24 protein-coding genes are annotated in these 26,179 nt (G+C 41.7%); 10 read left to right on the forward strand and 14 right to left on the reverse strand.

Features of this window, described 5'->3' with window-relative positions; translation table 11 throughout:
* Nucleotides 1–29: 29 nt before the first annotated feature.
* Complete coding sequence (locus tag A7P54_RS09345; RefSeq protein ID WP_171549409.1) at nucleotides 30–1,085, reverse strand: aldehyde reductase; 1,056 nt, start codon at nucleotides 1,083–1,085, stop codon at nucleotides 30–32.
* Between the two features lie 353 nt (nucleotides 1,086–1,438).
* On the opposite strand from A7P54_RS09345, the gene bfr reads away from it, so the two are divergent.
* Nucleotides 1,439–1,903 carry a bacterioferritin gene (gene bfr, locus A7P54_RS09350; protein WP_005191131.1) on the forward strand — a complete coding sequence of 155 codons (465 nt, stop codon included), beginning with the start codon at nucleotides 1,439–1,441 and terminating at the stop codon, nucleotides 1,901–1,903.
* A 101-nt stretch (nucleotides 1,904–2,004) separates the two neighbouring features.
* On the opposite strand, the gene A7P54_RS09355 is transcribed toward bfr, so the two are convergent.
* From A7P54_RS09355 to benA, 7 genes are all read right to left on the reverse strand, one after another.
* Entirely contained in the window at nucleotides 2,005–3,276 is a 1,272-nt protein-coding gene (locus A7P54_RS09355) for an OprD family outer membrane porin (RefSeq protein ID WP_171549410.1), read from the reverse strand.
* Nucleotides 3,277–3,321: 45 nt separating this feature from the next.
* A complete protein-coding gene (locus A7P54_RS09360) occupies nucleotides 3,322–4,680 on the reverse strand; it encodes an aromatic acid/H+ symport family MFS transporter (RefSeq protein ID WP_171549411.1) in 1,359 nt (452 codons plus the stop codon).
* A gap of 480 nt (nucleotides 4,681–5,160) precedes the next feature.
* Nucleotides 5,161–6,354, reverse strand: coding sequence for a benzoate/H(+) symporter BenE (benE, locus tag A7P54_RS09365; protein ID WP_171549412.1), 1,194 nt, complete (start codon nucleotides 6,352–6,354; stop codon nucleotides 5,161–5,163).
* Between the two features lie 57 nt (nucleotides 6,355–6,411).
* On the reverse strand, nucleotides 6,412–7,197 hold the full coding sequence (benD, locus tag A7P54_RS09370) for a benzoate diol dehydrogenase BenD (protein ID WP_171549413.1): 786 nt from the start codon (nucleotides 7,195–7,197) through the stop codon (nucleotides 6,412–6,414).
* 21 nt (nucleotides 7,198–7,218) lie between these two features.
* Complete coding sequence (benC, locus tag A7P54_RS09375; protein WP_171549414.1) at nucleotides 7,219–8,235, reverse strand: benzoate 1,2-dioxygenase electron transfer component BenC; 1,017 nt, start codon at nucleotides 8,233–8,235, stop codon at nucleotides 7,219–7,221.
* 72 nt (nucleotides 8,236–8,307) lie between these two features.
* Nucleotides 8,308–8,808, reverse strand: coding sequence for a benzoate 1,2-dioxygenase small subunit (benB, locus tag A7P54_RS09380; protein ID WP_005312593.1), 501 nt, complete (start codon nucleotides 8,806–8,808; stop codon nucleotides 8,308–8,310).
* The gene (gene benA / locus A7P54_RS09385) at nucleotides 8,805–10,187 is read right to left on the reverse strand and encodes a benzoate 1,2-dioxygenase large subunit (RefSeq protein WP_005191113.1); all 1,383 of its coding nucleotides are present in this window, start codon (nucleotides 10,185–10,187) and stop codon (nucleotides 8,805–8,807) included. Before benA ends, benB begins: the two co-directional genes overlap by 4 nt.
* 249 nt (nucleotides 10,188–10,436) lie before the next feature.
* Here benA and A7P54_RS09390 point away from each other — a divergent pair, with 249 nt between their 5' ends.
* On the forward strand, nucleotides 10,437–11,396 hold the full coding sequence (locus A7P54_RS09390; RefSeq protein ID WP_005205529.1) for a LysR family transcriptional regulator: 960 nt from the start codon (nucleotides 10,437–10,439) through the stop codon (nucleotides 11,394–11,396).
* 78 nt (nucleotides 11,397–11,474) lie between these two features.
* On the opposite strand, the gene A7P54_RS09395 is transcribed toward A7P54_RS09390, so the two are convergent.
* Complete coding sequence (locus A7P54_RS09395) at nucleotides 11,475–12,050, reverse strand: peroxiredoxin (RefSeq protein WP_005191107.1); 576 nt, start codon at nucleotides 12,048–12,050, stop codon at nucleotides 11,475–11,477.
* A gap of 134 nt (nucleotides 12,051–12,184) precedes the next feature.
* Between A7P54_RS09395 and A7P54_RS09400 the strand changes: the two genes are divergently transcribed.
* The 7 genes from A7P54_RS09400 (at nucleotide 12,185) to A7P54_RS09430 (ending at nucleotide 18,319) form a co-directional block, all read left to right on the forward strand.
* On the forward strand, nucleotides 12,185–12,514 hold the full coding sequence (locus tag A7P54_RS09400; protein WP_171549415.1) for a DUF6176 family protein: 330 nt from the start codon (nucleotides 12,185–12,187) through the stop codon (nucleotides 12,512–12,514).
* 42 nt (nucleotides 12,515–12,556) lie between these two features.
* Entirely contained in the window at nucleotides 12,557–13,267 is a 711-nt protein-coding gene (locus A7P54_RS09405) for a hydrolase (RefSeq protein ID WP_171549416.1), read from the forward strand.
* A gap of 340 nt (nucleotides 13,268–13,607) precedes the next feature.
* Nucleotides 13,608–14,903 carry an adenosylmethionine--8-amino-7-oxononanoate transaminase gene (bioA, locus tag A7P54_RS09410; protein WP_171549417.1) on the forward strand — a complete coding sequence of 432 codons (1,296 nt, stop codon included), beginning with the start codon at nucleotides 13,608–13,610 and terminating at the stop codon, nucleotides 14,901–14,903.
* Complete coding sequence (locus tag A7P54_RS09415; protein ID WP_171549418.1) at nucleotides 14,890–16,044, forward strand: 8-amino-7-oxononanoate synthase; 1,155 nt, start codon at nucleotides 14,890–14,892, stop codon at nucleotides 16,042–16,044. Before bioA ends, A7P54_RS09415 begins: the two co-directional genes overlap by 14 nt.
* Nucleotides 16,041–16,793 (forward strand): malonyl-ACP O-methyltransferase BioC, encoded by a 753-nt coding sequence (gene bioC / locus A7P54_RS09420; RefSeq protein WP_171549419.1) that lies wholly within the window; start codon nucleotides 16,041–16,043, stop codon nucleotides 16,791–16,793. Before A7P54_RS09415 ends, bioC begins: the two co-directional genes overlap by 4 nt.
* Nucleotides 16,790–17,434, forward strand: a complete 645-nt coding sequence (bioD, locus tag A7P54_RS09425) for a dethiobiotin synthase (protein ID WP_171549420.1) — start codon at nucleotides 16,790–16,792, stop codon at nucleotides 17,432–17,434. Before bioC ends, bioD begins: the two co-directional genes overlap by 4 nt.
* A gap of 219 nt (nucleotides 17,435–17,653) precedes the next feature.
* Nucleotides 17,654–18,319 carry a hypothetical protein gene (locus A7P54_RS09430; RefSeq protein ID WP_171549421.1) on the forward strand — a complete coding sequence of 222 codons (666 nt, stop codon included), beginning with the start codon at nucleotides 17,654–17,656 and terminating at the stop codon, nucleotides 18,317–18,319.
* 73 nt (nucleotides 18,320–18,392) lie between these two features.
* On the opposite strand, the gene A7P54_RS09435 is transcribed toward A7P54_RS09430, so the two are convergent.
* The 5 genes from A7P54_RS09435 to A7P54_RS09455 all read right to left on the reverse strand — a co-directional run bounded on the left by A7P54_RS09435 (nucleotide 18,393) and on the right by A7P54_RS09455 (nucleotide 23,733).
* The gene (locus A7P54_RS09435; RefSeq protein WP_171549422.1) at nucleotides 18,393–18,812 is read right to left on the reverse strand and encodes a biopolymer transporter ExbD; all 420 of its coding nucleotides are present in this window, start codon (nucleotides 18,810–18,812) and stop codon (nucleotides 18,393–18,395) included.
* Between the two features lie 14 nt (nucleotides 18,813–18,826).
* Nucleotides 18,827–19,255: a biopolymer transporter ExbD gene (locus A7P54_RS09440; RefSeq protein WP_004804911.1), complete on the reverse strand. Its 429-nt coding sequence runs from the start codon at nucleotides 19,253–19,255 to the stop codon at nucleotides 18,827–18,829.
* A gap of 11 nt (nucleotides 19,256–19,266) precedes the next feature.
* Complete coding sequence (locus A7P54_RS09445) at nucleotides 19,267–20,142, reverse strand: MotA/TolQ/ExbB proton channel family protein (RefSeq protein ID WP_171549423.1); 876 nt, start codon at nucleotides 20,140–20,142, stop codon at nucleotides 19,267–19,269.
* 40 nt (nucleotides 20,143–20,182) lie between these two features.
* Complete coding sequence (locus tag A7P54_RS09450; RefSeq protein ID WP_171549424.1) at nucleotides 20,183–20,896, reverse strand: TonB family protein; 714 nt, start codon at nucleotides 20,894–20,896, stop codon at nucleotides 20,183–20,185.
* 152 nt (nucleotides 20,897–21,048) lie between these two features.
* The gene (locus tag A7P54_RS09455) at nucleotides 21,049–23,733 is read right to left on the reverse strand and encodes a TonB-dependent receptor (protein WP_017402065.1); all 2,685 of its coding nucleotides are present in this window, start codon (nucleotides 23,731–23,733) and stop codon (nucleotides 21,049–21,051) included.
* Nucleotides 23,734–24,391: 658 nt separating this feature from the next.
* On the opposite strand from A7P54_RS09455, the gene A7P54_RS09460 reads away from it, so the two are divergent.
* The gene (locus A7P54_RS09460) at nucleotides 24,392–26,176 is read left to right on the forward strand and encodes an ABC transporter substrate-binding protein (RefSeq protein ID WP_171549425.1); all 1,785 of its coding nucleotides are present in this window, start codon (nucleotides 24,392–24,394) and stop codon (nucleotides 26,174–26,176) included.
* The last annotated feature ends 3 nt before the right edge of the window (nucleotides 26,177–26,179 follow it).

Genomic DNA, 26,179 nt, shown 5'->3' on the forward strand with positions numbered 1-26,179 from the left:
GCGGCATTTATGCCGCCTTTTTTCTGATATTAAATATATTTTTTCACAATGCCATCATCCAGCAATTGCTGGAAATGCTCACAGACACTCTCACGCACATCGCGATATTCAATGCCGAGTTCTTTGACGCTACGTTGCGCATTAAAATAAATTGGATAGCCCATATTCAATTTTACAAACTCACGTGAATGACCGAGAACAGGTGCTACAAAAGCAAAAGCAGTCTTTGGCACAGTAAAGTGTGGGAAGGGGAATTTATAACCAAACTTTTGTGTGAGTGCTTTGCCCATATCTAACAAGCTGAGTGTACCACCACAAATGATATAACGGCCTTGTGCCTGTGGGTTCAATGCCGCAGCCACATGCGCATCGGCAACATCACGGACATCGACAATACCATTCCACATTGGCGGTACGCCAAACAAGGTAGTGCCATTACCAAACTGTTGTAATACTTCAATACTACCTGACTGACTGGCGTCAGTAAGGGAAGGCCCCATCACTAAGGCGGGGTTAATACAGACTAAATCCCAGCGGTTCTGTTGTTCAGCCATTTCCCATGCTTTGCGCTCGGCAGCAACTTTTGAATAAGGATAGGGTTGATGGGTTTCGCTACTGGTATTGTTCCAGTGGCTCTCATCAAACTCATTATTGGCGGTATTTTGAATCTCAACTGCATCACCATAGGTTGAAGCAATGCTTGATGTCAGCACCACACGTTTGACCGATTCAGTGCGATTGACGCTGTCTAATACGTTTTCTGTGCCTTTCACCGCAGGTTCAATAATGTCTTTGACTGCATCTTTATAATTGGTCACCACAAATGGAGATGCGGTATGAATCACGATTTCACAATCTTGCATTGCATCATCAAATGAACGCGGTTCAAGCAAATCTGCTTTAAAAAATTTAATCTTCCCAGAAGATTGATCTGCCAGATCATATAAATGCTGAATCTTATTTTTCTTTGATGGGTCACGCACTGTGGCATGAACTGTATAGCCTTGATTCAACAGACGTTCAATAATCCAGCCTGCAATATAACCCGTCGCACCAGTGACCAAAATTGGTTTGCTTTTATCCATTGTGGTTTCCACATTATGTTTTTGTGATTGCTGTTATTTACCGAATTTTGCTCAAACAAACAACAGCTGAGCAGTCATTTTTTATGATTTTTTGATCAAAACATCAGCGGAATAAGAAGCATTGCTAATGGTTACAAAAAATCAAACAAATGATTTTCAATAGGATTATCTCTTTTTAAAGTGATAAATGATATGCAAAGGCTTATTTTATTTAGATAAATTGGGCTAATTAGAACTGTAAATGCGTATGTTTCTCATTTTAATTTTATAAAAATCATAAACTTACACACTTTTGTTTTTGCAATTCTATTGTAACTTGGCCATAATATTGTCATTCGATAGGAGTAAGTATTATGCGTGGCAATCCAGAAGTCATCGACTATTTAAATATGCTCATTGGCGGTGAATTGGCTGCTCGTGATCAATATTTAATTCATTCAAGAATGTACGAAGATTGGGGCTTGAGCAAAATCTACGAGCGTATTGACCATGAAATGCAAGAAGAAGCTTCTCATGCGGATTCAATCATTCGTCGTGTGTTGTTCTTAGGTGCTCAACCAAATATGAATCGTGAAGACATCAATGTGGGTAACGATGTTGTCAGTTGCTTAAAAGCGGATTTGGCACTTGAATACCATGTGCGTGAAAAATTGGCAGTGGGTATTAAACTGTGTGAAGAAAAAGGCGATTTTATTAGCCGTGATATGTTGCGTCAGCAGCTTTCTGACACAGAAGAAGATCATACCTATTGGTTAGAAAAACAATTACGTTTAATTGAATTGATTGGTTTGCAGAATTATATTCAATCACAAATTTAATCTATTTGATTGAACGTGTGAGACATAAAAAGAGAACTTCAAATGAAGTTCTCTTTTTATTCTAGGGGGAAAAATTGTTTAGTTAACTGACAGACTAAGACTTAGAATTTTTTACTATAGTTCACGAATAAACGGTCTTCGCCAAAGTCATTGCCGTGTTTCACATCATAGTCAATGCGGATGTATTGCAGTGCAAAGCCTTTGAGATAAGGTTGTTGAAAAGCATAGTTCACAATAATATTGGACTCGGTTTCATGATTTTTGTCACCATTGGCTGCCTTAAAATCATGACCATAGACATATTTCACCATCGCATTCAGCCCAGGCACATAGTCCTTAAAATCATAGCCATACATCAGGTGATATGACTTTTCATTCTTTTTAAAGAAGCCTGTGGCATTCCAGTTGATAAAATAGGTTTCAGGCAGGAAACCATCAGGTAAAGGATAGGCCGATTCCCCGATAATCTGTTGATAGCCCAAACCAAAAGACTGATTATTCACTTTCAGCATTTCCAAGATTCCAATATTTTGCGCATCAATATCAAAGTTGCTACCGTCATTTTTGGCATTGAAATATTTAAACTTAGAATTCAGTGAGAAGTTGGCTGGTTTCCATGTATGGTCTAGCCCAAGGTAATGTTTATTGTAGAGGTCTTCTAAATTACCAAAGTAATATTCGGCCTTCAGCGATGGCGTCAGTTGATAGCGTAGATCCAGATAATTCAAACCATCAGAATATTCAGTTTTGCCATTGGCAGTAAAAGAAAATTTCTTAAAATCTTCTTCGTTGCGCGGTGACACTTTGGTGACTCGGCCTATTTCGGCATAGAGCTGATCAGAAAGTTGTAACTTTAAATTGGTGCCCCAATACGATGCCAATAACTGGCGACTGGCATCTACCGCCGTCACAGGAAGATCCAGCCAGAGTTCACCGACACTGAGCAGTGTTTTGTCATAACCCAGTTTGAGGGTCGCACCATATTTTAAATAGTCAGACGCTTGTGATTGGGTTTGGGGATCAAAGGGCAACACCGTATCTGCGACATGCTTGTCTTTGCTTAAACGTACCGCATATTGCACCGAAGCATCCGCCCCGATGGTGATTGCTTTATCCGCGATTTGTAGGGGGGTATCCTGCATATTTGATTTGTAGAATAAAGAGGCTGCCTGTGACCAACTGCCTGTATCTTTCAGGTTTGGATTGTCATAGTCACGATTAATATAGGCATTTTTAAGTGTGAATTTCCATTGATCTTGAGTTGACTGAGCTGTCTCCGCAGCCAAAGCAACCGAGCTAGACCAGTTGCCTATTGTCAATAATAGGGTTGCAACCGTTAAACGCGTAAGGGAAAAGCGCTGTAATAATTTCATAATCCATATCCGAAGTCAGTGCGCCAGTCCTCGGCGCACATGGTTTTATTGCTGAGTCAGTGAAGATTGTGGGTTAAAGCTCGTCGCAGGTTGAGCTGCAACCGAGACTTTTAAATTCACCAAGAAGATGGCGAGAGCCGCAATAATGCCGGGAATCGCGATGGCGAGAAAATTCATTTGATGAGGCAATTCAAAGGTCAGCAGAGCACCAGTGAGCACAGGGCCGATGATGGCACCGATTCGGCCAATACCCGAAGCCCATCCCATACCGGTTGAACGTACTGCGGTTGGGTAGAATTGCGCCACAAAGGTATAGAGCAGAATCTGTGAGCCAATCGTGGCTGCGCCTGCGATTGCAATCAGGCTGTATAAAATAAATTGTGGGCTATTAAAACCAAGTAAGATTAGGGCAGCAGCACCGATCACAAACATGCTGGTAATCACGGGTTTTAAGTGGAATTTATCCGCTAATGCACCACCGCCAATCGCGCCAACCATACCTCCAATATTCAGTGCAAACAGGAATAGCATACTGGCACCTAAAGAATAACCCGCCTGTAGCATCAGTTTTGGTAACCAGCTACCCAATGCATAGACCATCAATAGACACATAAAGAAGGCCACCCAAAACATAAAGGTGCTAAAACTACGACCTTGTTGGAATAGGGCACGAACAGGTGCATCGGTCGTGGTACTTTCATTTAGAACCAGTTCTGAATGATTGCTTAATTCTGTTTCAGGTGCGATTTTACTGACAATCATTTTGGCTTGATCGTGATGATTCGATTTCACTAAGAAAGCCAGTGATTCAGGCAGAAATTTCCAGATCACAGGTAGTAGTAACAGCGGGATACCTGCAATTAAAAACATGATTTGCCAGCCCATGTCTTTGACTAACCATGCGCCCAGTAAGGCAGAACTCATCCCGCCAATGGCATAGCCACTAAACATCAGTGCGACTAAGGTACTGCGGATTTTTTTCGGTGCATATTCGGTCATCAGAGCCACGACATTCGGCATCACACCACCAATGCCAAGCCCTGCGATAAAACGTAAAATGGCAAATTCAGTGGGGCTTTTTGCAAAAGCACCTAAGAAGGTGAAGCCACTGAATAAAGTGACACAGATCATAATGGTTTTTTTACGCCCCAGTTTGTCTGAGAGCGTGCCAAAAATCATGGCACCGAACATCATCCCAAACAAAGCTGCACTGGCAAGCAATCCCGCTTGCACGGCAGTCAGTGACCATTGCTGCATCAACAAAGGTAAGGCGACCCCATAAATCACCAGATCGTAACCGTCAAAAATAATAATGATGAGACACCAGATTAATACTTTCCAGTGAAATGCCGTAAAACGGGCTTTATCAATAATGTCATTAATATTGACCTTATGTGTATCCATTGCTTCACCTCCAATTTGTGAAGTACCGAGTTATTTTTTATTAAGCTATTTTGTTATTGGGTGAGAGTCAAAAACCTAATTGATATATCTTTATGTCTTTAAGGTATTGTGATTTTATTTACTTAATACATTGAAATTTATGTGTTTATTATTTTTGATTTAATTTCTTTTTAAATATGGTTGAAATATTAAATGGTGAGAATTTTAACTATTTTATGATGTTTTAATCTTATTTTTTATAATTTAAAAATCACTAAATAAACTTATGGTGTGATTAAAATAAGTCTGGATATTTTATTTTACCTATTGGTTAAAATAATAAAAATAATGATGAGCATTTAATTAAGTTGAATGAGGGGGAGACTTTAGAGTGAAGTTTAAAAAATTGCCTTACTGAATTTTGATTGCTCAGCTTTAGTGGGCAAAGCAGTCTGTTATTCGACAGCAAGGCGGAGAGTCTGGGGAGTTGTTCTCTTTTTATTAAGCGGATTGTGTTGCTGTGCGTTGAGTGAGAATGAAATGAGCAATCACCCCAATACAAATGCCCCAAAACACCGAACTTAATCCTAAAAAATGCATGCCTGAAGCGGTCGCCAGAAAGGTAATCAGTGCGGCATCACGCTGTTGGTCATTTTTCATAGCAACGGCAATATTGGTGGAAATTGCACCGAGCAAGGCCAAACCCGCTAAAGCCGCAACCAATTCTTTCGGTAGTAAGCTAAATAGCATCACAATACTGCCCGCAAACAGTCCGCCGAGAATATAAAAAATCCCGTTGGCAATCCCTGCGATATAACGTTTTTCTTTCAGTTCATGTGCATCTTTACCCATACATAACGCTGCTGTAATGGACGCGAGCACGATGGTAATACCGCCAACACAAGCCACAGTGAGAGAGGCAATACTGGTAGCACTGATAATCGGTTTGGCAGGCGTGTCATAGCCACTCAGTTTCATAATCGCCATACCCGGCAAGAACTGACCTGTCAGACTCACGAGGATTAAGGGCAGCGCCAGATTTAAGGTCGAACTCCATGTCCATTCAGGGCTGATCCATTGTGGAATAGCAAGGTTAAAACTGATCTCTACAGGATTCATTTTACCCAGAATCAAGCTCAAGAAAATTCCAGCAGCCAATACCCAAATCATGGTGTAGCGCGGCATCAGTCGTTTCGCGATCAGAAACACAATCAACATGCTAAATACAATCAGCGGCATGCGATCTGTGGCTGTAAATAGATTAATGCCAAATTGAAACAAGATGCCTGCCATCATGCCTGCGGCAACATCTTGAGGAATCCATTTCAGTAGTTTGTCAAAACAGCCTGTGATTCCAATCAGAAAAATTACAATCGCAGAAGTGATATAGGCGGCGACGGCTTCATTTAGCGAAATATCAGGAAATAGCGTGACCAATAAGGCCGTTCCGGGTGCAGACCAAGCGGTAATCACGGGGGTTTTATATTTAATTGAAAGATAAATCCCAGCGACCGCAGCACCAATTGAAATTCCCCAAATCCATGACACCATCATCTCTGTCGAGACATGGGCACGTTGCGCTGCCTGAAAGAAAATAATCAGTGGTCCTGAATAGGAAATCAGAACCGCAAGAAAACCCGCAACTGTGGCTGAAATGGACCAATCTTGTTTTAATGTTTTGAGTAAAGTTGTCATTGGGTGATGGCCTCCATGCACATCCTGTACTTTATCTAAAATGCAAAAAGATCAGGGCTAACCCTGATCTCCACCTCCCACGGGAATGACGCTGCCCGTGATATAGGAGGCATCATCGGATGCAACAAAGACAATCGCTTTGACCTGTTCCTCAATATTGCCATAGCGTCCCATAAAGGTACGGTCTATGGTTTGATCGACGACCTGCTGCATCCAGTCTTTTTCATTTTGACTGAGTGGGTTGCTATTACGCGGTATTTTGCGAGGTGGGGCTTCGGTGCCGCCTGTGGCAATGGCATTGACGCGAATTCCATCTTTGGCATGTTCAAAGGCCAGCGATGCCGTCAGTGCATTAACGCCACCTTTGGCGGCAGAGTAGGGAATACGGTTAATCCCGCGAGTCGCAATCGATGAAACATTGACGATCACACCTGCCTGTTGCTGAATCATTGCAGGCAAGACCGCTCGGCAGCACCATAAAGTTGGAAACAACGAGCGATTCACTTCCTTGATAATTTCCTGTTCAGAGAATTCCTGAAAAGGTTTCATCCAGATTGCGCCGCCAACATTGTTGATCAGCACATCGACTCGACCAAAATGTTCAATGGCTTTGGCAACCACAGTTTGTGCACCTGCAAAGCTTTCCAGATCGGCTTGAATGGTCATGGCATCAGCCCCCCAGGCTTTGACTTCGGCTAGTACCTCCTGCACATAATCAGAACGATCGGCCAAGACCAGTTGCGCACCTTCTGCCGCCAGTTGTAGTGCAACCCCACGGCCAATGCCCTGAGCACTGCCTGTGACAATCACCACTTTATGCTTAAATCTTTGAACTTGAGACATGGCTTGATTTTCCTGTAGCTATTAATTCGCAGAGAACTTTTCGAACAGGAAATTGGCAGGCTTGATCTGTTCAGCATCTAACCAGCTACGGACTGCTTCGACCATTGGGACAGGACCACACAGATACACATCAACATCGCCACTGTTTAGCCATTCAGATTCGATATGACCCGTGACGTAGCCTTTACGTGCATGCTGGCTGTCTGGATGGGCAACCACAGTCCGATATTCAAACCAAGGGAATCGCGTCTGTAATTCTGCCAGTTTCTCCAAAGCCACCAAATCAAAATCGTTGGTCACGCCAAAGACTAAGCGTACAGGTTGGGTTGAACCTTTTTCTTCAAGCACCTGCAACATCGACATAAAAGGAGCAATGCCTGTTCCACCTGCCAGCATCAGCACAGGACGAGTGACATTACGCAGATAGAAACTGCCGAATGGGCCTGTGAAGCTCATCTTATCGCCTGCCTGCGCGGCCTTGCTTAAGAAATCGCTCATTTTGCCATTTGGGACATTACGCACCACGAAGCCTGTTAAGCGATTGCCCGGCTTTGAGCTAAATGAATATGAACGGGTTTCACCTGTTTCAGGAATAGCGACATTGACATACTGTCCTGCAAGGAAGTGAATATCGGGCTGACCTTCATCCAGTTGAATATCGAAGGTAATGGTTGAGTCAGAAAGATTTTCGACCCGAGCCAATGTGCCTTGGAAAGAATGAATTTCGGTTTTACATACATCAGATGAGGCCTGAATTTGGAATACAGCATCTGAGTTTGGACGGCATTGGCATGCCAAAATATAACCTTGCTCAGCTTCTTCAGGGGTGAGGGCATCTTCGATATAGCTTTCTTCTGGCATGTCATAACTGCCAGATTCGCAGAATGCACGGCAAGTACCACAGGCACCATCACGACAGTCTAACGGGATATTAATTTTTTGGCGATAAGCTGCATCAGACAGGGTTTCGCCTTGAGTAACACTGATAAAACGTGTCACACCATCTTCAAATTGAAGTGCTACATTGTGGTTTGACATGAGACGTATCCTACAAAATAATTTAAATTTGGACCCCAACCAACAGTCCATTTGGCTGAGGAGACCTATTTTTTACAGGTGGTAGATATCAATCACTTGATTGATATAGTCATTTTTAAGCACCACATATTTGCTCAGGATTTTCGGTTCATCACTCGAACAATCAATGACATAACGTGACATGCCAAAGTAGCTATAGGTGGTTTTATAGCGGAAGCTCAAGGTATTCCAATTGAAGCGAACCGTGAGTTTATCTCCGTCGCGCGCTACGATTTCAACATTGGCAATATTGTGGCAAGTACGGGTATCAGGCATGGTGGCAGAAGAGCGTTCGGTCTTGATGCGGAATACACGGTCTTCCAGTCCTTGGCGATCTGGGTAATAAATCAGCGAGATTTCAGCTTGCGGATCTTCAGTCAATTGATCATTGTCGTCCCACGCTGGCATCCAAAAACTGGCTTCAGGCGCATAGCAATTGAGCCAATCATCCCATTGTTCATCATCTAAAAAGCGTGCTTCGCGATAGAGAAATTGGGCAATATTTTCCAAGCTGCTTTGATCTTGAATACTCATGCGTTTTCTCCTTGAGCCGCGATTTGCTTCTCAGCGACAATGGCGTGTTTCATGGTATGCAACCAGTATTGATGTTGTGCCAGATAGAGGCCTTCATCTTCGGTTTTAATGCCGCTTAACATCGGTTTAAGTCCAATTTCATTGGCTGCATCATCGGGGCCATAAATCCAGTGCTTAGAACCACGGCACATATCATTCCATTCCAGTGCGATACCTGCATAACCAGCCTGACAGGCACGGAATTCCTCTAGGTCATCAGGTGTGGCCATGCCTGAGGCATTAAAGAAATCTTCGTATTGACGAATACGACGTGCACGCGCCTCTGGGGCTTCACCTTTCGGTGCAATACAATAAATCGTCACTTCAGTTCGATCGACTGAGATAGGGCGTAATACCCGAATTTGCGAACCGAACTGATCCATTAAATATACGTTTGGATAGAGACACAGATTACGCGAGCGTTCGATCATCCATTTCGACATGGCTGCACCATATTTTTCGGTATATTCATCTGCTTTCGGGAAGTTTGGGCGATCTTCTGGATTGGCCCATTGCGTCCATAGCAGCATATGACCATTTTCAAAACCATAAGAACCACCCCCTTGCTTGCCCCAAGAACCTGCGCTCATGGCACGAATATTATCGGCAGCTTGGGTCTCTTTACGGTGTTGTGTGGTTGCGGCATAGTTCCAGTGCACGGCTGAAACGTGATAACCATCGGCACCATTTTCCGCCGTCAGTTTCCAGTTTCCTTCATAGGTATAAGAGGAGGTACCGCGCAGAACTTCTAGACCATGCTCGGATTGGTCAACAATCATGTCGATGATTTTGCTGGTTTCACCCAAGAATTCTTCAAGTGAAGGCACATCTGGATTGAGACTGCCAAACAAGAAACCTTTGTAGTTCTCAAAACGTGCAACTTTTTTCAGGTCATGTGAACCGTCTTGGTTAAAGCAATCTGAATAACCTGCTTCACTTGGGTCTTTAACTTTGAGGAGTTTGCCTGAGTTGTTAAAGGTCCAACCATGGAAAGGGCAAGTGTAAGTGGCCTTGTTACCGCGTTTATGACGGCAGAGTTGGGCACCACGATGCGAACAGGCATTGATCATGGCATTCAGCTCGCCGTTACGGTTACGGGCGATAATGACAGGTTGACGACCAATATGAGTGGTGTAGAAATCGTTGTTATTGGGGATTTGGCTTTCGTGCGCAAGATAAACCCAATTGCCTTCGAAAATGTATTTCATTTCAAGGTCAAATAGGGCTTGATCGGTAAATACTGAACGATGAAGTTTAAATTCACCTGTGTCGATATTATCGACCAGTAATTCATCAATGCGGTCAAGATGGCTGGTATTGATTACAGGAATACGTGGCATGTCCGTTCTCCGACTTTCCAAAACTGTGGAAGTCATCGAGTTGCGCTAAAAGCGTCTCGATATCCTAATAAGTTGAATGTGGCGAGTGTTGTGGTTTGAACCGATAAGGATGAATATGGGCAGCTGGAATCTAGCGGAAGCGATTCATAACTTCATCGGTTTATCTCTTGTCTATACCTTAAAAGAATGAGTAAACTCTGTCTAAGACCGAATTTATATTTTTATATATCTTAAAGGTATTGAAACCTCATGGAATTACGTCATTTACGGTATTTTGTTGCAGTTGTTGAAGAACAGAGCTTCACCAAGGCCGCAGAAAAACTATTTATTGCTCAACCCCCTTTGAGTCGACAGATTCAAAACTTGGAAAGTGAGTTGGGTATTCAACTGTTTGAGCGGGGTAGTCGACCTCTACAAACCACACCTGCGGGACATTTCTTTTATCAGCACGCGATTAAACTTTTGTCTAATGCTGAAGAAATTAAAAGTATGGCAAAACGGATTGGGCTGATTGAACGCAGTGTCACCATCGGTTTTGTCGGGTCGCTGCTTTATGGTCTTTTGCCACGGATCATCTATTTATTCAGACAACAGCAGCCACATCTCAATATTCAACTGGTTGAAATGAGCACCACAGAACAACTGCAAGCTTTAAAGGAAGGACGCATTGATGTGGGCTTTGGACGCTTGAGGATTAGTGATCCTGCGGTCAGACGGATTTTATTGCGGAAGGAGCGATTGGTTGTGGCGGCGCATACCAGTCATCCCATTGCACAGCGGACGGAAGGGGTTTATCTGGCAGATCTAATTGATGAAAAGATGTTTATGTATCCCACTTCGCCGAAGCCTAATTTTTCGACGCAGCTTTTGAATATCTTTGCCGAGCATAGCCTCGTGCCAAAAAATATGCATGAAGTACGGGAAATTCAACTGGCCTTAGGGTTGGTAGCCGCAGGTGAAGGCTTGTGTGTGATTCCTGCCAGTGCCGATACCATTCGCTTTCCTCATTTGAACTATATTCCGATTTTAGACAATGGCGCCGTCAGCCCAATTTTTCTGACTGCACGGGCAATGGATCGCAGTGAAGACCTACAGCTGTTATTTGATTGTGTTTATCAGGTCTATGATCTGGAAGGTATTCCGTATCAACGTACCGTGTTTACACTGGATCAGAACCCGATTGATGATTCCAATGGCATTGATTATTAAACATGTATAAAAATGCCTAGACTTCAAACAGCTAGGCATATTATTACTCGATAACTTGACTCAGAATCTTCAAAGCGATTATTTGCTTTGTAAGGTTTTTAAATCTTTCAATACTTGATCGGCATGAGTTTGAGTATTCACGCTGGTGTAGTGATACATCACCGCGCCTTGAGGATTAATCAAAAAACTCTCACGTTTGGCAATTTTAGTAATACCCAAGTTTCGTACGATGCCAAATTTAGTGGCCAGTTCGCCCTGATCATCTGCAAGAATTGGGAACGGTAGGCCAAGTTTCTCTGAGAATTTTTGATGTGATGCAACATCATCCAGACTGACACCCAGTACCACAGCATTTGATTTGGTAAATTGTGGATACAATGATTTAAATTGATTGGCTTCTTGAGTACAACCTGCAGTATTGTCTTTAGGATAAAAATATAGCACCACCCATTTGCCTTTATATTGATTTAAGGTGTGCCATTTGCCAGTTTGATCTTGCAGTTTAAAGTCTGGCGCAGATTGCCCAACCCATTCTTTTTGAGCGGTATCTTGCTTTGAAAATAAGGTAGTTTGTGCGCTACTGAGCGTTGGTGCACTGAGTAAAAAAAGTGAACTACATAAAACGAGAACTTTGGACTTTATCGTATTCATCATGTTGATCTCAAAGTGTAATAGCAGCTACTTTAGCAAATTTAGAGATTGGATGTGGTAGAAAATTCTTTACAGGGTTTTGCTCTGCTTTATATATTTCAATTGAATAGCGATTTAGAAAAAGAAAAGGAAAATCAATGGATGTTGGTGCAGTTCTCATTAAATTAAAAGCCAATACGCAGGCAGAGGTCGAGGCTTGGCAGCAAGAAATTCAACAACGTAAAGCCGAAGCCATTCAAACACTTCAAGCTGAAGGGGTAATCGTTGAATCTTGGTTTCAACTTGAATTGAATGGCGATCATTATTTACTCGCCTATATGCGTGCCAAAGATATTGCTCATGCTCAGCAGGTGGCGAGAAATAGTTGCTTTGATATTGATCAAGTTCATCGACAGTTCAAGCAACATTGGGAGCAAGTGATTCCAGCCCAGCTTTTGGTAGATTTGGAAAATAATGAGGAGTGTTAATCAGGGTATACTGCATTGAAGTTTTTGGAAATGAGCAAGCACGTGACCTATAAGATTTTACTCATCACGGGATGGGGCGGTGGTGCCGAATTATTAAAACCTTTACATAAGGCTTTAGAACAAAAGGGACATCGCGTTGAGCGGATGAATATCTTTAATGCGTTGGATAATGACATTTTGCAACAGCATGTCGAACTTGCAGTAAAGTTTGATGTGATCATTGGATGGTCGCTTGGTGGACAACTGGCAACCTTACTGGTCGATCAAATTCAGCAACAATATACTGAACAGAAAGTTTTAATCACGTTAGCGTCGAATCCATGTTTTGTGGCACAAGCAGATTGGTCGACTGCAATGCCTGTTGAAACCTTTATCCAGTTTAAACAATCATTTGAACAGGATGCGATTACGACTTTAAAGCGTTTTGGTTTATTGGTCTGTCAGGGTGCAAGTTCGGCAAAGAAAGATTTCGTAGTTATGCAGAAATTGATTCGTCCACAACCGATTGCATTGCTTAGAGATGGGTTAGAATTGCTGGAGCAATTAAACTTGGTTGAGTTGTATAAAAATTATCAAGGTAGGCAGTTGCATGTCTTTGCCGAGTATGATGCTTTAGTTCCTTACCAAATTGTGCGAAAAACTGAAGATTTAGCTGCAAAGAATTTATCTTTCATTTCGGTTGAAGGCGCTTCGCATGGTTTTCCATGTTTTATGGTGTGGCGGACTGTGCAAATAATTGAAGATTTTATTTAATAGACGGTTTAATCTTGCTTGAATTGAAAGTTCTCGCAATATATTTTAGATTTTGACAAGTTTAAGATAAAACCTATTTTATAGATCTAACGGAATCGTGCCGAGTACTCATCCATTTTCAGGATATGCCTTCGGCGACCTACTTTTCTTTCGGGAAAAGTAGGCAAAACCATTTGTCATCTGCAAAACCTGTTCACTTCTTTCATTTTTTTCTTTTGATCAAGTGTACGAAGCCTTGTATTTTATTTATACCACGCAGGTTGCAGATGACATTTCCGAGTATCGAAAAGTGTGATCAGGCAAATGGTAAATTTTGAAATAGCAGCAAATGAGGTAAAGGATGACCGATTTATTTGATTTAGAACATATATGGCATCCCTATACTTCGATGTTGAATCCACTACCAACCTTTAAAGTCAAACGTGCCTACGGTGCAACGATTGAATTAGAAGATGGTCGAACTTTGGTTGATGGCATGTCGTCATGGTGGTGTGCAATTCATGGCTATAACCATCCTGAACTCAACCAAGCGGTTACAGATCAATTACAAAACATGGCACATATCATGTTTGGCGGTCTGACCCATGAACCTGCAATTGAATTAGGCAAATTATTATTAAAAATCACGCCGCCGAATTTAGATAAGATTTTCTACGCAGACTCAGGTTCGGTTGCCGTAGAAGTTGCGTTAAAAATGGCAGTTCAATATTGGGCTGCATTAAACAAACCAGAGAAAACCAATTTTATCACCACCCGTTCTGGCTATCATGGCGATACATGGAATGCGATGTCTGTCTGTGATCCGGTCACGGGGATGCATCAGATTTTTGGTACAAGTTTACCGAATCGAATGTTTGTACCCGCCCCACAAAGTCGCTTTGATGGTCAATGGGATTCACAAGACATTCAGCAGCTCAAACAGCAGATCGAACAGCATCATCACACTATTGCCGCACTGATAATTGAACCGATTGTGCAGGGTGCAGGCGGAATGCGTTTTTATCATCCTGAATATTTACGTCAAGCCAAAGCATTGTGTGAACAATATAATTTATTGTTGATCTTTGATGAGATTGCAACAGGTTTTGGGCGTACAGGCAAAATGTTTGCGTGGGAACATGCCCAAGTTGAACCCGATATTATGTGTATCGGCAAAGGTTTAACGGGCGGTTATATGACACTGTCTGCGACTTTAACTACTAAACAAGTGGCTGAAAGCATAAGTCGTGGTGAAGCGGGTGTGTTTATGCATGGCCCAACCTTTATGGCGAATCCACTGGCCTGTGCGGTTGCTTTAAGAAGCACCCAATTATTGGTGGAACAGGATTGGCAAGCCAATATTCAACGAATTGAAAAGATTCTGGCTGAACTGTTAACGGATTTAGCACAGCTCGATCATGTTGCGGATGTAAGGGTTTTAGGGGCGATTGGTGTGGTTGAATTAACATCTAATGTCGACATGAAAACCTTACAGCAACAGTTTGTGGAGTGTGGCATTTGGGTGCGGCCATTTGGGAAATTGGTCTATGTAATGCCGCCGTATGTGATTAGCGATGATGAACTCCATTATTTATTGGCACAGATGAGTGAAGTAGTAAAAAATATGCAAGGAGTAAATGCCAATGTCCTTGCTTGATCATTATGCCGAGCAGCTTGACCAGCTTAAGCAACAGGGTAATTTCCGCCAATTTACTTCAAATCAACAGCAGGGACGATGGATTACGATTCAAGATCGAACCATGTTGAATCTAGCATCCAATGATTATTTAGGGTTGGCAGCTGATTTAAGTTTAAGAGAAGAATTTCTTGATACGCTGAAAATCGAAAGAGCGCTCTTTAGTTCATCTTCTTCACGTTTGCTTACGGGTAATTTTGAAGAATATGAACAATTTGAAAATAGCCTAAGCAAAGCCTTTGGTCGCGCTGCCTTACTCTTTAATAGTGGCTACCACATGAATATCGGTATTTTGCCAGCCTTGTGTGATAGCAAAACCGTAATTCTGGCCGATAAACTGGTACATGCCAGTATGATTGATGGCATTCGACTTTCGACTGCTCAATATGTACGTTATCGCCATAATGATTTGCAGCATCTGGAACAGTTATTGCAAAAGTATCATCAAGATGAGCAAGTTGAACGCATTATTGTGGTGACCGAAAGTATTTTTAGTATGGATGGGGACGAGACGGATTTAGCTGCATTGGCGCAGTTAAAGCAACGTTTTGCCAAAACCATGTTGTATGTCGATGAAGCCCATGCGATTGGTGTCAGAGGTGAGCAAGGGCTGGGTTGTGCTGAACAATATGGTGTATTGGATCAGATTGATTTCTTAGTGGGAACCTTTGGTAAAGCAATTGCCTCGGTAGGCGGCTATATCATTTGTGATTCAATCATCCGTGATTATCTGATCAATAAAATGCGCCCACTGATTTTTAGTACAGCTTTGCCTCCAATCTCGATGGCATGGTCAGATTTTATTTTTCATAAAGTATTGAGCATGCAGCAACAACGCCAGCACTTGGCTGAGATCAGTCAGTATTTACAGCAAGCGGTGATTGCAAAAGGCTTCTCAAGCCCATCGAGTAGTCATATCATTCCGATTATCGTGGGTGAAAGCCAAGCTGCAATTGAAAAAGCACGCTATGTACAACAACAAGGTTTTTATGCCATGCCGGTACGCCCACCAACAGTGCCACAGAATAGTTCACGCCTGCGTATTTCATTAACCTCTTTGGTGCAAAAAACTGAATTGGAACAATTGGTGGAGTGTTTGTGAGCATCAATAAAGCACTGGTAGCCCAACGTTTTGCCAAAGCAGGGCAAAGCTATGTCGAGCATGCTGTGGTACAAAAACAGATTAGTGCGCAGTTATTTGAATATCTTAAAGTGTATTGTTCGCAAAGCTTGAATTCAGTCCTTGAGATTGGCTGTGGTTCAGGCAATCTCACCCATTTATGTGAGTCTTATTTTCAGGTTGAGCAACTGTTCTTAAATGATTTATATGCAGATGTCGATCAGCATTTTTTTAATTTTAAACATGTAAATTGGTTGATCGGTGATATTGAACAGCTGACTTTACCGCAATCTTTAGATGCAGTGATTTCCAGTTCGGCATTACAGTGGATGCTTGATCTACCAGCTTTATTGCAGCAGATTCATGCTGCATTAAAACCCAATGCATATTTCGGTTTTTCTACTTTTGGGCCAGATAATCTAACGGAAATTAAACAGCTAACAGGGCAAGGCTTAAATTATATCAATTTGGATGTTCTACAACAGTTACTTGAACAGCAAGGCTTTGAAATTCTATTGATACAGCAAGATCATAAGCAGGTTTATTTTGATCATCCAAAATCGGTATTGCAGCATTTGAAAGCAACTGGCGTGACTGCAACAGCTCAATCGCATCGCTGGACTAAGCAATCTTTGCAGCAATTTTATTCAGATTATCAACAGTTTTATGATGAGCAGGGTTTTCGTCTGACTTATCATCCAATTTATGTGATTGCACGGAGAACAGCATGAGTGCAGCAATTTATTTTGTCAGTGGTATTGATACTGAAATTGGCAAAACTTATGCCACAGGTTATCTCGCCAAGCTTTGGACCGAACAGGGACAGCGTGTCATTACCCAGAAGTTGGTGCAAACGGGGAATGTAGATATCTCCGAAGATATCGAAAAGCATCGTGAAATTATGGGCAGTGGCTGGTTTCAGGAAGATCATGAAAAGCTGACCATGCCTGAAATTTTTACTTATCCTGCCTCGCCGCATTTAGCCACGCGTTTGGATGGACGAGATTTAGATTTTGCCAAGATCGAAGCTGCAACCAAAGAATTGGCGCAGCGCTTTGAGGTGGTGTTATTAGAAGGTGCTGGTGGATTGATGGTGCCTTTAACTACAGAGTTGTTGACGATTGATTATATCGTTCAGCATCAATTTCCTGTGATTTTAGTGACTTCTGGGCGTTTAGGAAGTATTAATCATACTTTGTTGAGTTTAGAGGCTTTAAAGCAGCGTGGTTTGAGTTTGCATGCTTTGGTGTATAACTTAAAGGATGAGTCGAAAGATCCTCTTATTTCGAAAGATACCGCAGATTATTTAAAAGCTTATTTGGCAAAGCATTTTCCAGAAGCAGAATGGATTGAGTTGGAAAAGTTTAAATAACTTTAGGTATGTATGGTCTAGTAAATATCTGTGATCGTTGAGGGCGGCAAGGATGCCGCCAAGTTAGACTGCGGTAGCAAGGACGTACCGTCAGTCTAACAAAAGATTTTTGTTACTTTTCATCTTTGAAAAGTAAGAAGGTTTTCCTATGATCGGATGAGAGCTGGGAGAGACTCCGTCAAGACCGCTTTCAGATTTAATCACTAAAGAGAAATCATAATGAATAAAAAGAATTTTATTTTTATAACCCTCTGCCTGTCAGGTCTAATCTCGACTACTCATGCTGCTGTACCTCCAGATAAAACCATTATCAGTTGGATCACCAACTTACAAGATTCAAATGCCAATCCACCCCAAGCCATTCAGATCGATTCTACCGAAGCAGTAAAACTGATCTCAGGAGAAGAAGCCTATTTATCGGGTGTGAGTTTTGAAAATGCAGGACGTAATTTTTGGGCTGGCTATGTGTTAACCCGTCCAAAATTAAAGCAGGCGCGAATCCTAAAAGAATTTGGTGGTCAATCAAATAGCTTTAAAGTGCATCCAACTGTTTATAAAGGTAAACCGATTCAACTGATCGAAATTGAGAGCGCAGGTTCAGGACAGGGCACAGTCGAGTCGAGTAAAAGCCTAGTTTATTTCACTCAGTGGACCAGCAAACTGATTGCAGAGGTAGAGGAGTCTTCATATGATGGCCGCTATGATGACAAATTAGGGGCAGAAGATTGTCGTACTGGCCGAGATAATTCAGGCTATTTAAATGTGATGCCTTATTCCCCTTATGTCATTCGAACCACCGTGACAGGTGATGCTTGTAGTAACAAACCACAAGGCTATAAAGTGAGCAGCAAACTTATTCCGATCGTGATCAGTGAAATAAAATAAAAAAAGCTAACAAGCGAACTTGTTAGCGCAGGAGTAATGTTTAGTTATTTTATTAATTTTTTGTTTTTATTATTTAGTTATTACTGACGATACCGATTTTGGTGACATTGCTCTGTTGAGCGAGTGCCATCACCATCGCGATATTCTTATATTCAGCCTGAGCATCAGGCTTAAACTTAATCTGATCCTGATCAGCTTTTTGAGCAACCGAATCAAACAGGGCTTTTAAGGCTGAACGATCAGCAACCGCTTGATCATTCCAAAAAATATGCCCTTGCGCATCAACCCGTAAATTGATGGTTTGAGGTGGCTTCTGATCTGTTGGCGGTGGTGGTGTACCATTTGGCAAATTAATGTTAATGGCGTTGTTTGGAATTGGGATGGTGATAATAAACATAATCAGCAGCACTAACATGACATCAATCAGCGGTGTCATGTTGACGTCGAGCATCACATCTTCTTCATCATTTTTTGAACCCACATTCATACCCATGTGTGATTCTCCTGTTATGGTGTAGAAGCAGGGGGAGTCGTAACAAAAGCGATTTTGCCAATCCCTGCTTGCTGTGTTGTGCTGATCACCTGATCTATCGCTTCATAATGAGTCTGCTGATCGCCACGAATATGAACCTCAGGCTGCGGACGTTTTTGCGCTTCAGCTTGTAAACGGGCAAGTAAAGTTTCTTTATTTGCAACGTGTTGTTCATTCCAGAAAATATCCCCCGTTTTATTGACGGAAAGCTGGATATTTTGTGGTGTGGTGGCATAAGGTGTATTTTTTTCTTCAGGTAGTTTTACCGGAACAGTGTGTGTGACCACTGGAACTGTGATTAAAAAGATAATCAGCAGCACCAGCATGATGTCGACCAGCGGGGTCGTGTTAATCGTCCCGATGACATCATCGTCACTTTGATCTGAATTAATCATCATGCCCATAATGGTGTTCCTTATTTAGAATCACGGTTTGGGTGATTACTGTTTAGGTCGCCGCTGAGGAGTACGGCATGTAGGTCTGAGCCAAATGAACGGACATTGTCCATGACCGCTTTATTGCGGCGTGTTAACCAGTTATAACCAAGTACAGCAGGAACCGCGACTGCAAGACCAATTGCGGTCATAATCAGTGCTTCACCCACAGGTCCAGCAACTTTATCAATTGATGCTTGGCCTGAAATACCGATTGCAGTAAGCGCGTGATAAATCCCCCAAACTGTTCCAAATAAGCCGACAAATGGTGCGGTTGAACCCACAGTGGCAAGGAAGGCTAGGCCATTACTGAGATGACTTTGCACTTTTTCGATTGCACGTTGAATTGAGATTGTTACCCATGTGTTGAAATCAATACGTTCTAATAAGGTGCCATCGTGATGTTTGGTTGAGCGAATGCCTTTTTCAGCAATATAACGGTAGCTACTATTGCTATTTAAACTTTCTGCAGCACTATTTAAAGACTCTGCTTCCCAAAAATGACGTTCAGCCTCTGTGCCATGGCGTTTGATTTTACTTTGTTGAAAAACTTTAGACAGAATGATGTACCACGTTCCAATCGACATTAGTACCAAGATAAATAATGTTGATTTTGCGACTAAGTCACCTTCGCGCCAAAGGGCTTCTAAACCATATGGGTTATGTACTTTTTCAACAGTTGCAGGTAAGGGTGGCGGGGTTGGTGCGGCTTGTGCTGCGGCATCAGTCGCTACCGTCGTTACGGCTGTGGTTTGCGTGGTTTCATCCGCCCATACGGTTGCAACTGGAAGTAAGGTCGTTCCTGCGATGAGGCCAATTGCTGCGATTCGAGAGAGACGTTTTGCTGTATTTTTCATGGTTAAATTCTCCAAAAACTTGTTTGTTCAATGTATTTAATTAGGAAATCGTGAATGGATATTCGATTTCGTACCATTCTTGTTGTGGTACACCGTCTTTCATTGCAGGTTTAAATGTGCACAGGCTATAGGCTTTGACAGCTGCTTTATCTAGGCTTTTACTGCCACTCGATTTTTTAACTTTTGAGTCGATTACTTTGCCTGAACCATCAACCAGCACACGAATACGTACCGTACCTTCTTCTTCATTCATCAAGGCTTCACGAGGGTATTCTGGTTTTTGACATCCCGCTTCTCCTTCAGAAACGCCGCGTGAAATTCCTGCGGGTTTTGCTGCAGTCGCAGGTGCGGCTGGCGCTGTTGGAGCAGCAACAGGGCTCGGACTTGCTGCAGCAGGCGTAGGTGTTGGTGTCGCAACAGCCGTTTTGGTCGGTTGAGCAGGTGCTGGTTTTTGCACAGGTGTGACTTTCTCCACCTGTTTAGGTGGGTCAGGCATCTTGGCCACTTTTTCGACCATTTTTGGTGGCTCGGGCGGCTTTTCTTTAGGTTTTGGTTCCTCTGGTTTTGGAGGCGGTGGTGGTTTGATGTCCTGAATAATCTGTAGTTCTACAGGCTTATCGACAGGCTTGCTAAAGTCGGTCGCTAAACTTGTCATCAGAATATAGGCGATAATGAGATGTAGAAATAACACCAGACCAATACCGACAAGGCGTTTGGCAGGTTGATTTTCACTCTCAGAAAAGGGGATGCCCATAATTACTCCTGAAATTGCAATCATGAATTCATCATTGTTTGTAAGGTGAAATCAATTGGAAATTGAGAATATTCACTTTAAATCTGATAAATCAGAGGATTACGGTGAACCACTACGACAGAAGGAACATCATGTCGTAGTGGCGAAACACATTAAAATTTATAGGTGCCGCGAACGAAATAGCTACGACCAACAGCATCTGCATAACGCGGGTCATAACCCATTTGGAAGTTATCGACGACATTTGAAGCCGGTGGTTCAGCATCAAACATATTTTTAAGACCAAGTGTGAGTTCTAGGTTCTTGAAACCTTTATAAGTGCCTGAAAGGTTATAAGTGGTATAGTCGCCTACAGAATGGTCTTGCCCATTAGAGTTTTGGTCTTTATAACCTTTAGAGAAGTTTTGCTGTAAGTTGAGTGCCCAGTTCTCATAGCGCCAATCTAAATTAGCTGTATGTTTCCAGCGTAAAACGATTGCCTGATAATCCAAGCCTGCATAGCTTCCAGCAACACCAACCCATGGCATGCCTTTGTTTTCTTGGTATTGGTAATCTGTTACATAAGTACCATCAATACTGAGACCAAATTGGCCTGTGCTGGTCATTGGAGAGCGCCAAGCTGCACCGACATCAAATCCTGAGGTTTTGATACCACCTAAATTTTGATTGGTTGTATTGATATAGTTCAGCGAGCCATCTGCATTACGGATGAATTTATCTGCATACTTCACAGGGTCAGCAAAAATGGCAGTCTCTGAAATGGTGGTAATCTGATTTTTGACTTTGATATCGAAATAATCGAGCGTGAAGACCAAGTTTTTGATAGGCTCAAATACCATACCAGCGGTAAATGAATCTGATTTTTCAGGCTCTAGGTTTTGGTTACCACCATTTTGTCGATCAAATTGCATACCACAGTCACGTGCAGGTAATGCACCCGCTGCTGGAACACCACCAGGGCAAAGTAGCGGATCATTATACGTTGCAGCTGTATTGGTGACGGATTTAGGTGAATGCATTTCTTGTAATGTCGGTGCTCTAAAACCTTTGGTATAGCTTGTTCTAAACATTAACTGTTTGATTGGTTCCCAACGAAGGGAGAATTTGGGATTAAAGGTATCACCAAAATCACTGTAATCATCATATCGAGCTGCAAGCTGAGCTTCTAAAGTTTTATGCAAAGGGATATGTAATTCTGTGAAAACAGCTTTGATATTGCGTGAACCTTCATTTACGGGTTCATTTGGATCGACTCCTGTACTTGGTGCAACACTTGCAATTTCAGCCAGTGTCTTCGATTGCCAATCATCACGGCGATAACTTGCACCAACAGCAAAACCGACATCACCAGCTGGTAATGTATAGATCGGGCGGCTTGCAGTGAAATCGACTGTAGTTGAGTCTAATTTGGCATCTAGATATTTACCTTTAACGCTTAAGCCATTCCATACATCACTATCGGCTGAGCTTTGTGCACCAAAGGGATTGAGAGTGCCATCTAATAATGCTGCAGCGGTTTTATTGTAATTAAGGTAACCATTTAAAACGTTATCTGCAGCATTACTACGGGCATAGGTTAGGCCAGTATTAATATCCCAACCATACGCATCACCTTCAAGACCAGCAAAAATCCGGTGTGAATCATTCACGCTATTGCTGATACGATTACCTGCTTGTGAACGTAAATATAATTCTAGTGGGCCACTGACATTATCCATGGCAGGTGTAATACCATTCCCAGGATAATATTTGCTTGATGGGTTCATCGGTAAGTCAAAAAATACGTCAGGCGCAACGGATGTAGTCACTTCACTACGTGCGTAAACGTACTCACCAATCGCATTGAAATGATCATTAATTTTTGCGGTTACACGACCCATGACAGAAACGTCTTCTGTTTTAGGAATAATGCCAATCACAGCTTGACTGTTATAACGGCAGGTCACTCCATCATTACTGAAGAATAGCGGATTATCGCCACATCCTGTTTTGGCATAAGGACTGCCGAATGTACCTGTCTCTGTATCGTATAAATTTGCCGGGAAAGAACCACTACTGGTTCGATTGACACCTAATTCGGGTAATACACCCCCACGACGGCTGACCTTGCGGTCTTTTGCCATGACTTCGTCACCACGTCGATAATCAACAACCCCGAAAACATTGAATCCATTTTCTTCTAAATCACCATAACCACCAAAAATGGAATAGTTTTGTTGCTCGCCACCTGTTTGTTCTGGTTTTTGATAGTCGGCACTGAAATTTAAACCGCTAAATTGTTTTTTAGTAATAAAGTTGACTACACCGCCAATCGCATCGGTACCATAGATCGCTGATGCACCATCTTTCAGCACTTCAATACGATCAAGCATAGCCAGTGGAATGATATTTAAATTGGTCACACCGCTGTCATAGGCATTGGCTGCCAAACGACGACCATTGAGCAAAACCAAGGTCTTGTTGGCACCAATTCCCCTTAAATTTGCAGCAGATCCCTGTGTTTTACTGGTTCCTACATTTGAAGCCGTGACAAAATTTGATTGATTGGCTGTAATTTTTGAGAGTGCTTCTTCGGTTGTTGTGACCCCTTGTTTTAGAATTTCATCCACTTTGACAATGGTAATCGGTGAAGCACTCTGTGCTGCAACGCCTTTGATGGATGAACCTGTAACCGCAACTTTTACGACTTTGGCTGCTTTTTCCTCGGAAGGCGATTCGGCCTCAGCAGCATGAGCCATGGTTAAACACAGCATACTTAAACTGAGCGTACTGAGTTTAAGCATCGTTTTGCTCGCTTTTGGCAGAGCACTTGGTTGAGCGAAGTTGGCTTTTTTCATTGATTATTTAACCCCTAATGGATTGCCACTCTAAAAATTCAATAAATCCGTTTTAGCAAGAGCTGTGCCAAACCCTATTTTTAGATTTCGCTTAATGTAGAATAAAATGTGTAAAAGTGTTTTAGTTTTTATATATAAGCTTTTCATATTTTTACTAAATATTAAAAATATTGAAATAATTTTAAATGTGGATTGGTTAACATAAAGTTCCAAATAAGGTATGTTTTTGTAATGCATTAAAATGAATCATAAAGTTTTATTTTTGCTTTTTTGTGGTGCAAATCATCTTTTGTTGTTATAAAACATATGGTTTATTATTTTTATTTCATTGAAATGGAAAATAATATATAAAAATATGATTTGGCATAAAGTTACTTTTATTTAAGATGCGTGAAAACTAGATCTGCTAAGAATACGTTTTGATTAAAAAATAAACATAATTTTTTTATTTGAAAAGTGGCATGAAATTAGCAAGGTAATTTTCGATCTTTAAGGGGTTTTTCTTTTAACTTAATTTTTCCAACTGGTAAAACATCATTAAATAAATGATTTTTTAATAAAAAGTTGGAATGAGACACGCTGAAAGGGAAACGGTTGTAGTGTTGAATGCTATGCAAAAGTCTAGTATTTATTAAAAAACGATGATGTGAGCACTGATTTGAAGTCAACTTTTTTTACGGTCACTGTATTATCAACCGTTATTGCATTTATGCCGATGGGGTATGCAAAAACACCTGCTCAGGCAGATAAAGTACTCCGTGTTGCTTTTGAAGCCCCAGATGATGGTTTTGATATGGTTAAAACTTTTAATTTTTACAGCGGAAATGTCGCCGATGTAATTTTTGAAAGATTGCTTCAATACGATTATCTCGCTAACCCAGTAAAATTGGTTCCATCAACAGCAGAAAGCCTACCTGTGATTGAAAAAAATGGTCAGATTTATATATTTAAAATAAAACCAGGGATTTATTTTACCGATGATCCTGCGTTTAAAGGTAAACGCAGAGAGCTGGTTGCAGAGGATTATGTCTATTCCATTAAGCGGATATTAGATCCTAAAAATCATGCCTCAGCATTTTCTTTTATTGATAATAAAATTGTGGGTGCAAATGCACTGGTGGACCAAGCCAAAAAAACGGGCACATTTAACTATGATGCCAAGATTGACGGCGTTAAAGCACTGGATAAATATACGATTCAATTTACCCTGACGCAACCTGATTATAATTTCCCTTATATTTTGGCCTATAGCACCTTTGGTGCGACTGCACGGGAAGTGGTTGAATACTATAAAGATCGATTAGCCATGCATCCTGTGGGAACAGGGCCTTATATGCTGAGCAAATATGTACCCCGCAGCAAGATCGAATTAGTTGCAAATCCTGATTATCGCGGTTTTGTCTGGAATTTTAAATCGACAGGTACGGCGTGGGATAACCAGCTGGTTAAAGAAATGAGTGGCAAGCAAATGCCGCAAATTGGCAAAGTCAATATCAGCATTATCGAAGAAGAACAATCACGTTGGCTCGCTTTTCAGTCCAAACAACTGGATTTTGATAAGGTCACTTCAAGTGCAATTCCTAAAGTACTTGATCAAAATAATCAGTTAAAAGCAGAAATGCAAAAGCAGGGTATACGTTTGTATGCCAATAAAGAGGCAGAGATCACCTATTCAATGTTGAATATGCGTGATCCTGTTGTTGGTGGGAATAGCCTCGATAAAATTGCGTTAAGACGTGCCATCGCTATGTCTTTTAATGTCAATGAATATATTCGTATCTTAAGAAAAGGTCAGGCGGTTAAGGCTGAAATGCTGGTACCTGCAGGCATTAATGGTCATAACCCGAATTATCGCAGTAGCATTGGTTACAATCCTGTTTTAGCCAATAAATTATTGGATCATTTCGGCTATAAAAAAGGTCCAGATGGCTATCGTAATCTGCCCAATGGCAAGCCTTTAACCTTAAAAATAAATACCGAGAGTGGTACAGCTTCCGTGATGTATTCTGAATTGTGGAAGAAAAATCTAGATGCAATCGGGGTTCGGGCAGACTTTAAAGTCAGTAATTTTGCCGATAACTTAAAAGCCGCAACCCAGTGTCAATACATGATGTGGAGTGGCGCATGGCATGCGGATTATCCAGAGGGTGAAAATTTCACGCAATTGCTTTATGGTCCGAATGTGGGTCGTGGTAATCAATCCTGTTATCAGTCAGCTGCTTATGACAATTTATATAAACAGGCGATGCAGCAAGCCCCTGAAAAACGTATGCCATTCTATGAAAAAATGAGTCGCCAAATTGAAGCAGATGGAACGTGGATTTTACAAGATACACGGATTCGGAACTGGTTGATTCAACCTGAGGTGCAGGGATTTAAAGCTCATCCAATTATGAATACCAACTGGCAATACTTAGATATTGTTTCACCAAATCAAAAATAAGTG

This window comes from Acinetobacter sp. Ac_3412 (genome assembly GCF_013072675.1).
In the GTDB taxonomy this organism is placed as follows: Bacteria; Pseudomonadota; Gammaproteobacteria; order Pseudomonadales; family Moraxellaceae; genus Acinetobacter; species Acinetobacter higginsii.